The 12,445-nt window shown below is 55.0% G+C and carries 11 protein-coding genes; 10 read left to right on the forward strand and 1 reads right to left on the reverse strand.

Annotated features, from left to right (window positions below):
* The first annotated feature begins 81 nt into the window (after positions 1–81).
* From EUZ85_RS13550 to phaC, 9 genes are all read left to right on the forward strand, one after another.
* Positions 82–879, forward strand: a complete 798-nt coding sequence (locus EUZ85_RS13550; protein WP_127969794.1) for a TatD family hydrolase — start codon at positions 82–84, stop codon at positions 877–879.
* A gap of 8 nt (positions 880–887) precedes the next feature.
* A complete protein-coding gene (locus EUZ85_RS13555) occupies positions 888–1,733 on the forward strand; it encodes an alpha/beta hydrolase (RefSeq protein WP_127969795.1) in 846 nt (281 codons plus the stop codon).
* A gap of 28 nt (positions 1,734–1,761) precedes the next feature.
* A complete protein-coding gene (locus tag EUZ85_RS13560) occupies positions 1,762–2,655 on the forward strand; it encodes a DUF4892 domain-containing protein (RefSeq protein WP_127969796.1) in 894 nt (297 codons plus the stop codon).
* Between the two features lie 34 nt (positions 2,656–2,689).
* Positions 2,690–3,736 (forward strand): patatin-like phospholipase family protein, encoded by a 1,047-nt coding sequence (locus tag EUZ85_RS13565; protein WP_127969797.1) that lies wholly within the window; start codon positions 2,690–2,692, stop codon positions 3,734–3,736.
* A gap of 53 nt (positions 3,737–3,789) precedes the next feature.
* Positions 3,790–4,695, forward strand: a complete 906-nt coding sequence (gene prmB, locus EUZ85_RS13570; protein WP_127969798.1) for a 50S ribosomal protein L3 N(5)-glutamine methyltransferase — start codon at positions 3,790–3,792, stop codon at positions 4,693–4,695.
* Between the two features lie 48 nt (positions 4,696–4,743).
* Positions 4,744–5,859, forward strand: a complete 1,116-nt coding sequence (gene aroC / locus EUZ85_RS13575) for a chorismate synthase (RefSeq protein WP_127969799.1) — start codon at positions 4,744–4,746, stop codon at positions 5,857–5,859.
* Between the two features lie 235 nt (positions 5,860–6,094).
* On the forward strand, positions 6,095–7,249 hold the full coding sequence (locus EUZ85_RS13580) for an MFS transporter (protein ID WP_127969800.1): 1,155 nt from the start codon (positions 6,095–6,097) through the stop codon (positions 7,247–7,249).
* A gap of 385 nt (positions 7,250–7,634) precedes the next feature.
* Positions 7,635–7,997 (forward strand): phasin family protein, encoded by a 363-nt coding sequence (locus EUZ85_RS13585; protein WP_127969801.1) that lies wholly within the window; start codon positions 7,635–7,637, stop codon positions 7,995–7,997.
* A gap of 134 nt (positions 7,998–8,131) precedes the next feature.
* The gene (gene phaC / locus EUZ85_RS13590) at positions 8,132–9,943 is read left to right on the forward strand and encodes a class I poly(R)-hydroxyalkanoic acid synthase (protein WP_127969802.1); all 1,812 of its coding nucleotides are present in this window, start codon (positions 8,132–8,134) and stop codon (positions 9,941–9,943) included.
* Here the strand turns inward: phaC and EUZ85_RS13595 are convergent.
* Complete coding sequence (locus tag EUZ85_RS13595; protein ID WP_127969803.1) at positions 9,940–10,821, reverse strand: LysR family transcriptional regulator; 882 nt, start codon at positions 10,819–10,821, stop codon at positions 9,940–9,942. The genes phaC and EUZ85_RS13595 overlap by 4 nt on opposite strands.
* A 201-nt stretch (positions 10,822–11,022) precedes the next feature.
* Here EUZ85_RS13595 and leuC point away from each other — a divergent pair, with 201 nt between their 5' ends.
* A complete protein-coding gene (gene leuC / locus EUZ85_RS13600; RefSeq protein WP_127969804.1) occupies positions 11,023–12,438 on the forward strand; it encodes a 3-isopropylmalate dehydratase large subunit in 1,416 nt (471 codons plus the stop codon).
* Positions 12,439–12,445: the final 7 nt, after the last annotated feature.

Consider the following 12,445-nt stretch of genomic DNA (forward strand, 5'->3'; position numbering starts at 1 on the left):
GCCGTTCAGGTTATGCCGGAGGCCGGCTGATTCGGCCTCATGCTCTGAGCCAATTCCTTTTTCTACAGACCACACTTAAAGATGTTGATAGATTCCCATTGTCATTTGGATCGTATTGATCTGTCCCAGGCCGACGGCGATTTGACCGTCGCTTTGAACCAGGCGCGAGCGCGTGGTGTATCCGGTTTTCTCTGCGTCGATATCGACCTGGATAACTTCAATGACGTCTACCGTATCGCACAAGCATACGATGACGTCTGGTGTTCCGCTGGCGTGCACCCATTAGCCAAAATGAGCGCGGGAGATTTGAGTACTGATCACCTTACCCAGCTGGCGATGTCCGGCGATAAGGTGGTAGCTGTTGGCGAGTGCGGGCTGGATTACTACTACGATCAGGACAGCAAAGCCAACCAGCAGGAAATGTTTGAGAAGCAACTGAGCGTGGCGTGCGATATCGGCAAGCCGGTCATCGTGCATACCCGGGAGGCGCGAGAAGATACGCTTCACCTGTTGAGAAAGTACTCGGCTAAAGGGCTACAGGGCGTTTTACATTGCTTCACCGAAAGTTGGGATATGGCGAGAGCCGCGTTAGATCTGGATTTCTATATTTCGTTTTCCGGCATTATCACTTTCCGCAATGCGGAAGATCTGCGAGAGGTGGTCAAACAGACGCCGATAGAGCGTTTGCTGGTGGAGACGGATTCTCCTTATCTGGCCCCTGTTCCTTATCGAGGCAAAAGCAACCAGCCCCAGTGGGTGGTGGAAGTCGCGCAGTGTGTGGCGGACTTGAAAGGGTTGTCTTTGGACAAAACGGCGCAAGCGACCACCGACAACTTTCATCGCCTGTTCAAAACGCAACAGAGCGCTGAGGGTAGCTGAAACACGTCATGGATGAACTGACCCTGCAACTTCCCCATCTTAAACTTGCGGCATTACGTTGGGGGGAAGGGCAGCCGAATAAAATTCTGGCGCTGCATGGGTGGCTGGATAACGCCGCGTCATTTTCCTTTCTGGGGCCTAAGTTAGCCACTGCTGGCTATGAGGTCGTCGCTGTGGATCTGCCAGGCCATGGCTACAGCCAGCATCGACCACCCGGGGCCAGTTACCATTTGCTGGATTATCTCCATGAGGTGGATCAGGCGCTTATCGCTCTTGGATGGAGTCGTCCTATTCTGTTAGGACACTCATTAGGCGCGGTGATCAGCTCGTTATATGCAGCGGCGGCCCAGGATCGCATTGCCCGATTGATATTGGTTGAGGCCTTGGGGCCGGTTGCTGCGATTCCCGATGACGTTCCCATTAACTTAAGTAAAGCCTTGGCCAAAACCCGCACCAAATCATGTCAGAAAAAGGTCTATTATACCATTGAGAAATTGGTGGAAGACCGGCGGCGCGGCTTTGGCGGGCTGTCGGCGGAAGCCTCCCGCATTCTGGTGGAGCGTAATATTCAGCCAGTGAAGGACGGCTGGGTATGGCGTACGGATGCGCGCTTGCGTTGGCCGTCATATTTGCGTTTCAGCGAAGAGCAGGTGAACGCTTATTTACGCGCCATTTTGACGCCAACTTTGCTTGTGGCGGGGGATAAGGGCTTTATTTCGCTCGATTCGGAGAAAAATACGCGGATTGACGCCTTGGCGGCGGCGAGAAAAGAAACTCTTCGTGGTGGCCACCACTTGCATATGGATGGAGATGTCGACGGTCTTGCGCAAATCATCGATGATTTTTTGCGTTGACCCTGGACGCATACGATACGGATAAATAATGAAGAAAAAAGACAGTTTGCGCTTGTTGTTGGTTCTGTGGGCGGCGTTTAGTCAGATGGCGATCGCAGCCGCAGGAAGTCGTGTGGAGGATTTGTTGCCTCTTTTTCCGCTGGCGGACGTGGTTGGCGATCGTGCGGTGAATGCGCCAGAGTATCGTTTGGCGACAGGTCCGTTAGCGTCCCTCGGCAGCGTTGCGAGACCAGAAAAAGAGGAGCGGGTTAGCGGTCAGCTGACGCAGAAGTCATATGAGATTCCCCAGGTGCATGAACCAAGGGAAGTGATGCAGCATTATCTCAAAGCGCTGCAGCGACTGAACGCGAACATTTTGTATCGCTGCGAAGGGCGTGATTGTGGGCGTAGCAATGATTGGGCGAACGTGATTTTCAAGCGTTCTTATCTATATGGACTGGATGATTATCAGCAGTATCTTGCCGCCACCTTTCAGGCGCAGGACGCAGCTTATGCGGTGGCGATTTATACGGTGCGCCGCGCCAATCAGCGAGTGTTCGCGCATGTGGAGCTGGTCGAGCTGAACAGCCCTGAAGTGGCTTTGCAAGCACGTAAGCGGGAGCAGATCACTATTGACGAAGCTGATTTGGAACGACCGAGTTCTTTGAATGACAAACTGGGCGCCTGGCTGAGCAAAGTGAGGGCGAAGCCTGCAGACTTCCAAATATTTATCGCCTCTTACAGTCACTCATCAAAGCGCACGGACGTTGAAAATTATGAGCACGCCGCCGATCTCGCCCGCAGGTTTCGCGTTTATTTGACGCAGCAGGCGATTCCCTCCGGCTCAATTCGCCTGATTGTGATAGGGCCCTTTGCGGATGAAGAGGATTTTGCGGAGAGCGCCAGTTATCTGGAGATACACACGGTTGATGCGGCCCCTTGAACGCATAACCAAGACTTGGAGTGAATGATCGGCTATGGCGGCGAAAACAGTTGCGTTGGTGCTGGGGAGCGGTGGCGCGCGCGGGTATGCGCATGTTGGCGTGATTGAGGTGTTGCTGGAGCGCGGCTATAACATTGTTGCGCTATCCGGGTGCTCAATGGGGGCGCTGGTTGGCGGCATTTATGCGGCGGGTAAGCTGAGAGAGTTCAAAGACTGGGCTACCGGGCTGGATCAATTTGACGTGCTGCGCCTGCTGGATATTTCCCTGTCCTCCCCCGGCGCCATTAGGGGAGAGAAAGTCTTCTCCGTGGTGCGGGAGTTGATTGGCGATATTCGTATAGAGGATTTGCCAATCGCTTATACCGCCGTGGCCACGGATCTGCTGCACCAAAAAGAAGTGTGGTTTCAAGAAGGGCCGCTGCATCAGGCCATCAGGGCCTCCGTCGCTATTCCCAGCCTGCTGACGCCGGAAATTATTAAAGATCGCGTTCTTGTGGACGGCGGTCTCTTGAACCCCTTGCCGATCATTCCCACCATATCCGCCCACGCCGACTACATCATTGCGGTGAATCTCAGCTATTACGATTATCAGGCCGAGAAAAAGCTGTATGAAAAAACGGAGATCAAGCAGGATCGCCGATTCGAGGAATGGGTCGCGGGCGTGTGGGAAAAAGCCTCGCAATTCTTTGACCGGGAAGAAGAGGCGCTTTCTGACGCTAAAGCTTCGCCCCCTGATGCACCGTCGATAGGCGAGCCGACGCCGAACAGCGCTGGCGGCGCAGAGGCGGTGAGTACTGAAGATGAAGCGTCGACGGATGACGCTATGGAGACCCGGCTCAGTCTGGGTAAGTTCGATATTATGAACTTGTCTTTCGAGGCGATGCAGAGTTCGCTGACGCAGTACAAACTGGCGGGATATCCGCCGGATATTTTGATCAATATTCCCAAGGGCGTATGTCGTACCTTTGAGTACCATAAAGCTCCGGAATTAATTCAATTGGGCCGGGAAATCGCCGAACGCACCCTGGACAAACTCGCCAAAGAAGGCAAGTTAGAGGGTAATGGCGTTGAATCCGGTTAGGCGCAGCCGCCAAGCGTCGCTATAATAGGGCTCCATTTTTTCTGAGGTGTGCTGTGTTCGAACCAGAGTCTTTTCTGCAGTTGCAGACAATTCGTGATTTTATTCGTTATGCCTGGTCCCGTTTTAATCAGGAAGAACTGTTTTATGGCCATGGTACGGACAACGCCTGGGATGAGGCGGTGCACCTGGTGTTAGGTTCGTTGCACCTTCCCTGGGATGTGGACGCCAACATGCTGGACGCCCGACTTGTAGACCACGAAAAGCTGGCCTTGGCTGAAGCGGTCGGTAAGCGCGTGCTGCAACGGATTCCCACTCCCTATATTCTGGGCGAGGCCTGGTTTATGGGATTGCCGTTTCATATCACTCAGGACGTCCTGATCCCGCGCTCTCCCATTGCGGAGCTGCTGGAAAATGAACTGCAACCCTGGCTTGAACAACCTCCGTTACGAATTCTGGATTTGTGCTGTGGCAGCGGCTGTATTGGCATCGCGGCGGCGCACGTATTCCCTGAAGCGGAAGTCGTACTGGCGGACATCTCCCCGCTGGCTCTGGAAGTGGCGCGTAAAAACGTGGCCCGGCATCACCTGGGGGATCGCTGTAAAGTAGTTGAGTCAGACATGTTCGACGCACTGCATGGCGAATTCGATGTGATCCTCACCAACCCGCCCTATGTCGACAAGCCGGATATGGACAGCCTGCCGCCGGAATATCTGCACGAGCCTGAGCTGGGACTGGCCTCTGGAGCAGACGGTCTGGACGCTGCGCGTACTATTCTTGCCCGTGCGGCGGACTTTTTAAGCGATGGCGGGTTCATGGTGTGTGAAGTCGGCAACAGTATGGAAGCACTGCAGAACTCCTATCCGGAGATCATGTTCATCTTCCCTGAATTCGAAAAAGGCGGAGACGGAGTCTTCGTCATGACTAAAGACGATTTGCTCGGCTGTCGCGAACTGTTATAGGCGACGGCCGTCGATTAAGTTTCACATTGCAAAAAGTGATATACCCCTATGTCTGGAAATACATTTGGCAAGTTATTCACGGTCACGACCTTCGGCGAAAGTCACGGCCCGGCGCTGGGCTGTATCGTTGACGGTTGCCCTCCAGGATTGCCGCTGACGGAAGAAGATCTGCAGGTTGACCTGGATCGCCGCAAACCGGGAACCTCCCGGCACACGACGCAGCGTAGAGAGCCGGACCAGGTGCGGATTCTATCTGGCGTATTCGAGGGTAAAACCACAGGTACGCCGATTGGTCTGCTAATCGAAAATACTGACCAGAAATCCAAAGACTATTCCAACATCAAAGACCAGTTCCGTCCGGCGCATGCGGATTACGCCTACTGGCACAAGTACGGCGTGCGCGACTATCGCGGCGGCGGCCGCAGCTCCGCTCGCGAGACCGCCATGCGGGTGGCCGCCGGGGCTATCGCCAAGAAGTTTTTGCAGACCGTTTATGGCGTGCGCATTCGCGGATATCTGTCTCAACTGGGACCGATCAAAGTAGAGAAAGTGGATTGGTCGATCGTTAACGACAACCCTTTCTTTTGCCCGGATGCGGATAAGATTCCAGAAATGGAAAAGTACATGGACGCCTTACGCAAAGAGGGCGACTCCATCGGCGCTAAAATCACCGTGGTCGCTGAAGGCGTTCCTCCCGGTTTGGGAGAACCGATATTCGATCGTCTGGATGCGGATCTGGCGCATGCTCTAATGAGCATCAATGCGGTGAAGGGCGTGGAGATAGGAGCCGGTTTTGATGTGGTTGAGCAGAAAGGCACGGAGCATCGCGATGAGATGACGCCGGAAGGCTTTCTGAGCAACAACGCAGGCGGCGTGTTAGGCGGCATCTCCAGCGGCCAGGATGTCATCGCTCATATGGCGCTCAAGCCGACCTCCAGTCTGCGTTTGCCGGGTCAGTCCATTGATGTGAATGGCGATCCTGTAGAGGTGATCACCACCGGGCGTCACGATCCCTGTGTGGGCATTCGCGCCACGCCGATTGCGGAAGCCATGATGGCGATGGTGTTGATGGATCACTTGCTGCGTCATCGCGGTCAGAACGCGGATGTTAAAGTGGATACGCCTGATATCGCCGCCATTGCGCGGGCGAAGGCGCAAGACTAAGCGACGCGCTGTCGTCGATATCCAGATACAGGCAAGGCCCGTGGCGCATTTGTTCCTGCTGGGAAGTCAGGACCCGCAAATGTCTCAGCGCCTGATTGCTTCCAGAAAGTCGGGGCCTGTGCGCCCCGGTCAGCCTTGATGAAAGGATGACGCCTTAGGTTGAAAGTATTGGCGCGGCTTCTCATTGCAGAGGCTGCGTCTTGTCATCAGTTGTAACCTGACAAACGGATATCTCGTGACCAGAGAGCCCATATGGAAGCTCGCGGGCTTCTACTTCTTCTATTTCGCCCTGGTGGGCGGCATCTCGCCTTATTTCCCGGTTTATTTGGAGCATGTCGGTTTCGATGCGCTGGAGGTTGGGCAGCTCATGTCCATCCTTATGCTGACCCGTATTCTGGCGCCTAACCTGTGGGGCTGGATTGCGGACGCCACTGGCAAACGGCTCTTAATGATCCGTATGGGCAGCGCCTGCGCCACCTTCTTTTTCGCCGGGTTGCTGATCATTCAGGGGTTCTGGTGGCATGCGCTGCTGATGACTTTGTTCAGTTGTTTCTGGAATGCGGTGCTGCCGCAGTTTGAGGTGGTCACGCTGCATAATCTGGGCGACGAGAGGGCGCGTTACAGCTCTGTGCGTCTGTGGGGCTCTATTGGTTTTGTTGTATCCGTCACCAGCTTCGGCGCTCTGTTCAATCTGTATTCCATGGCGTTGTTGCCTTGGCTGTTGCTGGCGCTTTTGGTGGGTATTTTCCTCAGCGCCTGCATTATTCGCGGCGATACCGGCAAGGTGGAGTCAGCAGGGTTTACCGGCTTTTTGGGCTTATTGAAGAATCGCTCGATCCTGTTGTTTTTCTTTATCGCCTGCCTTGGTCAGATTTCTTTCGGCCCGTTTTACACCTTCTTCAGCATTTATCTGAAATCGCTGGGCTACGACATGACCATGATTGGCCTGTTCTGGAGCGTGGGCGTGGTGGCGGAAATACTGTTGTTTTCCGCCATGCATCGCCTGCTGGGTCGCTATTCGCTGTATGTCATCGTGGTCAGCTGCCTGTTGCTGACGGCGCTACGCTGGTCAGGCGTGGCGTTGCTGGCGGAGCACTGGTGGGTGCTGGTGTTGACTCAGGCGCTGCACGCGGCCAGTTTTGGCGGGCTGCACGCCGCTGCGATTGAGTTTGTCCACCGCGCTTTCCCTAAAGAATATGCAGGGCAGGGGCAGGCCATGTACAGCGCCGTCAGTTTTGGCGTTGGCGGAGCGATTGGCGCCAATGTCAGTGGCGCGATTTATGATCCCCTGGGGGCGACCTTTACCTTTCTCGCCGCCGCAGGCGTCTGCCTTCTTTCTGCAATAATTTTGATACTTAAACGCCGTAATCTTGGTGCGTTATGGGACTGACCTTCCGCTGCGTTGCGCAGCCTGGGCTGGCCTTGCTCTGAAGTGACGCCTAGGTTGCCGCCAGTCGTCTCCGATACGTTGCCGGCTGGCGGATAGTCGTATTGCAGGGGGCGGGAGGATGTTTCTACTATTTTTGTCAGCCTGACGGAATGGCGTTGAGACGGGCTCGCGATTAGCCGTGAGCTTTGACTTGCATCAACGGCGCTGACAGGTCGCCGCTCTACACTGGGCTAACGGCTGTAAGCAGTCGCCCTGGAATAGAGCGCAATTTTTTGCTGTGAAGTTTCAGATATGGCAATAAAATACTTCTGCCCAGCAGGGAGTTTGTTGTCGCCGGGACAGGGTAGTTACGTTCAAACCAATCAGGAATATTTGGGTGATTACTATGCAATCATACTTCGGGAACTTTGCTGACCAAGCAAAACACATGTATGAACCGGTTGGGAAAATCGGCTCTCTGGTTGTGTCCAACCTGGAAAGAGTAGCTGAGTTCCAGATGGATGCGGCCAAGTCCTACGCAGACTTGACCATGAAGCAATGGAAGGATATCGCAGACATCAAGGATGTAGAGTCTCTGAAAAACTTCGCCGCCGGCCAGGCGGAACTCGCCAGCGAAATCAGCAAGAAGTGGGTTGAAGACATGAAAGTGCTGGGCGACATGGGCATTGAGTTCAAAGACGAAGTTGAGAAAATTCTCGCCACCTCACGCAACGGCGCTGATAAGCCAGCCGGTAAAACCGGCGCCTGACAGCAAATCATAGACTTTCCAAGATAAACGCCTGTCCCGCAGGCGTTTTTTCATGAGTCTGGCCGGTCCGCGCCCGGAGTTGTTGGATTCCGGCCGACTCCTTAAGTCATTTTGGCCAGGGGGAAATGGAAATAATGAGTGACGACAAGGGAAGCGTGGCCGGTAGAGCGCTGCGCAGGGTTTTTCACGCGGTTAATACTTCCTCGGAAAATTACAGAAACTCTCTGCAGGATTTTTTAAATAAGAACTGGGACGTCAATGACGCCCAAGTGTCGGCTCTGATGGATATGCTCGGTTCCTACAGGGACATCGCCGAGCAACTGGCGCTGCATCCGGTGCGTCTCGCCGGCAAGGAATTTGAGCTGGCGAAAGGACATGTGTCCCTGTTGGGCGGCAGTCTGAAACGTCTTCTTGGCAAAAAGCCGGACCCGGTCGCCATGCCTGAAGACGGCGATCGCCGTTTTAGTGATCCAGAGTGGAACGATAACGTTCTCTTCGATTACCTCAAACAAGCCTATCTGTTGAACTCCAAGGCGGTGTTGGATCTGGTGGATACGCTGGAGGATTCCGGCAATCACACACACGATCAGTTCATGTTCTACACCCGTCAGCTGGTCAATGCGCTGGCGCCGACCAACTTCTTTCTCACCAATCCCGAAGTGCTGCGGAAAACACTATCCAGCGGCGGTGGTAATTTATTGGAGGGCATGAAGAACTTTTGGGAGGACTATAAGAAGAACCCCAATCTGCTCAATATCTCCATGACGGACTTCTCCGCCTTTGAGGTGGGGCGCAACGTCGCCACCACGCCTGGCAAGGTGGTTTATCAGAATGATTTGATGCAGCTGATTCAGTACACCCCCACCACAGAGCAGGTGTATAAGACGCCGCTGCTGATTATTCCGCCCTGGATCAACAAGTACTACATTCTGGATCTCAAAGAGAAAAACTCGCTGATCAAGTGGATTGTGGATCAGGGGCACACTGTATTCGTGGTGTCCTGGGTTAATCCGGGCCCGGCTCTGCGGGACAAGACGTTTGAGAGCTATATGGTGGAGGGCGCTCTGGCCGCCATGGATGCGGTGGAAAAAGCCACGGGCGAGAAGGAGATGAACGCCATTGGTTATTGTGTTGGCGGCACCTTGCTCGGTTGTACGTTGGCGTATCTGGCGGCGAAGAAGCAGACCAGGCGCATCAAGTCGGCGACTTATCTGACCACCTTGCTGGACTTCACTGACCCGGGCGGCATTGGCGTATTCATCAACAAGCACGCGATCAGCGGCATTGAAAAGCAGCTGGACAAAGCCGGCTATTATGACGGTCGCGCCATGGCCTTCAGTTTCAACATGCTGCGGGAGAACGATCTGTTCTGGTCTTTCTTCGTCAATAATTATCTGAAGGGGGAAAAACCGGCGGCATTTGACTTGCTCTACTGGAACTCCGACAGCACGAACTTGCCGGCGGCCATGCACAGCTACTATCTGCGCAATATGTACCTGGAGAACAAGTTGATGGAGCCGGGTGGAATTTCCCTGATGAATACTCCCATTGACCTGCGCAAGATCAAAACGCCGGCCTTTTTCCTCTCCACCATTCAGGACCATATCGCCAAGTGGAAGTCCACCTACGGCGGCGCCCGCGCGCACTCTGGTCCCACGCAGTTCGTCTTGTCCGGTTCCGGGCATATCGCTGGCGTGGTGAATCCCCCGAGTGCGGAGAAATACGGCTTTTGGACCGGCGACCAGCTACCCGACGACCCGGATGACTGGTTCGCCATGGCGGAGAAACACAAAGGCTCCTGGTGGCCCCATTGGAGCGAGTGGATACAGCCTTTCACCGGAGAAAAAGTAGCGGCCCGGGTTCCGGGAGACCGCGAACTGGGTGTGATCGAAGACGCCCCAGGCACTTACGTGAAGCAGCGCATCGCCGATGTAATCGGACATTAAGGCGCTGCTGACGGCGCTTCTCCCCGGAGCTGCAGGAGAAAAGCTTCCGCGACCCTGCTCAGGGTGCGGCGGGAGTCGTAAATGACGCCGAGCTTGCGATAGAGATTCGTCTCCAGCGCCAGCTCGGCGACGCTGTCGTCGAGCATGGAGTCCGGCAGTACGCCCCAGCCCAGTCCCACTGACACCATCATCTTGATTGTCTCCAGATAATTGGTGGGCATGGAAGTCGCCAGCGGTAAAGACTGTCCCGCGAAAAGCGACGAAATTAACTGAAACGTCACGGTATGCGGCGCTGGCAGTAACGCGCGATACTCCGTCAGATCAGACAGTTGTAAGTCGGTGTGGTGAGTGAGAGGGTGATCCGGCTCCGCCACGAAAACCAAACGATCCAGCCAAAGCTCATGGGCGGTGAAGGGCGCTTTTACCTGCTCAGGAAGCGTGACCAGCGCCAATTGCACCGATCCCGCCAGCAAAGCCTGCTCCGCATCCTCTGACGCCAAAAATTGCAGATCGAATTCCGCTTCTGGATGAGCGCGGGAAAAGCGCCTGATTTCCTTTGGCAATCTGTGCAGGCCGATGTGATGGCTGGTGGCCAGATGCAAAACGCCAGTGACGCTGCTGTGAAGATTGAGGATTTCCGCCTGCGTGTTGTCGACTTCGCGCAGTATCGTCGCGGCGCGCTGGCGTAACAACTTGCCGGCGTCGGTCAATACCGCCTTGCGTGGCAGACGCTCAATCAATGGCGTGGCGAAATGCTGCTCCAGATTAGCCAGACGCTTTGATACCGCAGGCTGAGTGACATGCAGCAATTCCGCGGCTTGAGAGAATGAGCCCGTATCTGCGATAGCCATGAAGGTCTTCAGATCGAGTAAATCCATGCTATTCCGTTTGGTTATGGAAAATATGAAAAATATGAATTGGATTTATTCTAACCTGAATACTAGCATTGCCGATACATGTCGCCCCATCACGTCGTTATTAATGGATAAGGGTGGAAGTGGCGACCCGGACGCGGATCAAGACGCAACAGAGTCCGGATAACAAATTCAAGAAGCGATGAATACTCTGAGGTAACTATCATGGCGGGCAAAACCCTCTACGACAAATTATGGGATTCCCATGTAGTGAAGCAGCGCGACGACGGCAGCGCGCTTATCTATATCGATCGTCAATTACTGCACGAAGTTACCTCGCCCCAGGCGTTTGAAGGACTGCGTCTGGCGGGCAGAAAGCCCTGGCGTGTGGACGCCAATCTGGCGACGCCGGATCACAACGTGCCCACCACGGAACGCAGCGCTGGCGTGCAGGGTATCGAAGACCCCATTTCACGCATTCAGGTGCAGACGCTGGACGAAAACTGCGAAGAGTTCGGCATTGTTGAATTCAAAATGCTGGATAAGCGTCAGGGCATCGTGCATGTGATAGGGCCGGAGCAGGGCGCGACCCTGCCAGGCATGACAATCGTCTGCGGCGACTCTCACACCTCGACCCACGGCGCTTTCGCCGCCCTGGCCCATGGCATCGGCACCTCGGAAGTGGAGCATGTGCTGGCCACCCAGTGCCTGGTGCAAAAGAAAATGAAAAACCTGCTGATCAAGGTGAATGGTCAGTTGTCTCGCGGCGTCACCGCAAAAGACGTAATTTTGGCGATCATTGGTGAGATCGGCACGGCCGGCGGCACTGGCTACGCCATGGAGTTTGCGGGCGAGGCGATAGAAAGCCTGTCGATGGAAGGACGCATGACCATCTGCAACATGGCCATTGAAGCCGGCGCTCGCGCTGGACTGGTGGCGGTGGATGACAAGACCATCGAATATGTGAAGGGTCGCCCCTACAGCCCCAAAGGCGATTTGTGGGACAAAGCCGTTGCAGCATGGCGCGACTTGAAAAGCGACTCCGACGCCGTATTCGATAAAGTCGTTGAGTTGAACGGCGCCGACATTGAGCCGCAAGTGACCTGGGGCACCTCTCCCGAAATGGTAGCTGGCGTCAACAGCAGCGTTCCTGATCCGGAAAAGGCGGAAGACGCCACCGCCAAAGAGGGCATCAGTCGCGCATTAAAATATATGGGCTTGCAAGCTGGCGCTGCGATTACCGAAATCAAACTGGATCGCGTCTTCATCGGCTCCTGCACCAACTCGCGAATTGAAGACCTGCGCGAAGCCGCTGCAGTCGTCAAAGGCCGCAAGGTCGCCGCCAATGTTAAACAGGCGTTGGTGGTGCCAGGCTCTGGACTGGTGAAGGAACAGGCGGAGCAGGAAGGCCTGGATAAGATCTTTATCGAAGCAGGCCTCGAATGGCGCGAACCCGGATGCTCCATGTGTCTGGCCATGAATGCGGATAAGTTGGGGCAGGGCGAGCACTGCGCGTCCACCTCCAACCGTAATTTCGAAGGCCGTCAGGGCTTCGGCGGTCGAACCCATCTGGTCAGTCCCGCTATGGCCGCTGCAGCGGCGGTGTTCGGTCACTTTGTTGATGTCAGAGAGTTGATTTAAGGAGCGG

It is taken from the genome of Hahella sp. KA22 (assembly GCF_004135205.1).
GTDB lineage: Bacteria > Pseudomonadota > Gammaproteobacteria > Pseudomonadales > Oleiphilaceae > Hahella.

What these genes read in the sequence shown, in the direction of transcription:
- aroC (WP_127969799.1), top strand. Translation starts at nt 4,744, where the DNA reads ATGTCTGGAAATACATTTGGCAAGTTATTCACGGTCACGACCTTCGGC.
- leuC (WP_127969804.1), top strand. Translation starts at nt 11,023, where the DNA reads ATGGCGGGCAAAACCCTCTACGACAAATTATGGGATTCCCATGTAGTG.
- EUZ85_RS13565 (WP_127969797.1), top strand. Translation starts at nt 2,690, where the DNA reads ATGGCGGCGAAAACAGTTGCGTTGGTGCTGGGGAGCGGTGGCGCGCGC.
- EUZ85_RS13550 (WP_127969794.1), top strand. Translation starts at nt 82, where the DNA reads ATGTTGATAGATTCCCATTGTCATTTGGATCGTATTGATCTGTCCCAG.
- EUZ85_RS13560 (WP_127969796.1), top strand. Translation starts at nt 1,762, where the DNA reads ATGAAGAAAAAAGACAGTTTGCGCTTGTTGTTGGTTCTGTGGGCGGCG.
- EUZ85_RS13595 (WP_127969803.1), bottom strand. Translation starts at nt 10,821, where the DNA reads ATGGATTTACTCGATCTGAAGACCTTCATGGCTATCGCAGATACGGGC.
- phaC (WP_127969802.1), top strand. Translation starts at nt 8,132, where the DNA reads ATGAGTGACGACAAGGGAAGCGTGGCCGGTAGAGCGCTGCGCAGGGTT.
- EUZ85_RS13585 (WP_127969801.1), top strand. Translation starts at nt 7,635, where the DNA reads ATGCAATCATACTTCGGGAACTTTGCTGACCAAGCAAAACACATGTAT.
- EUZ85_RS13555 (WP_127969795.1), top strand. Translation starts at nt 888, where the DNA reads ATGGATGAACTGACCCTGCAACTTCCCCATCTTAAACTTGCGGCATTA.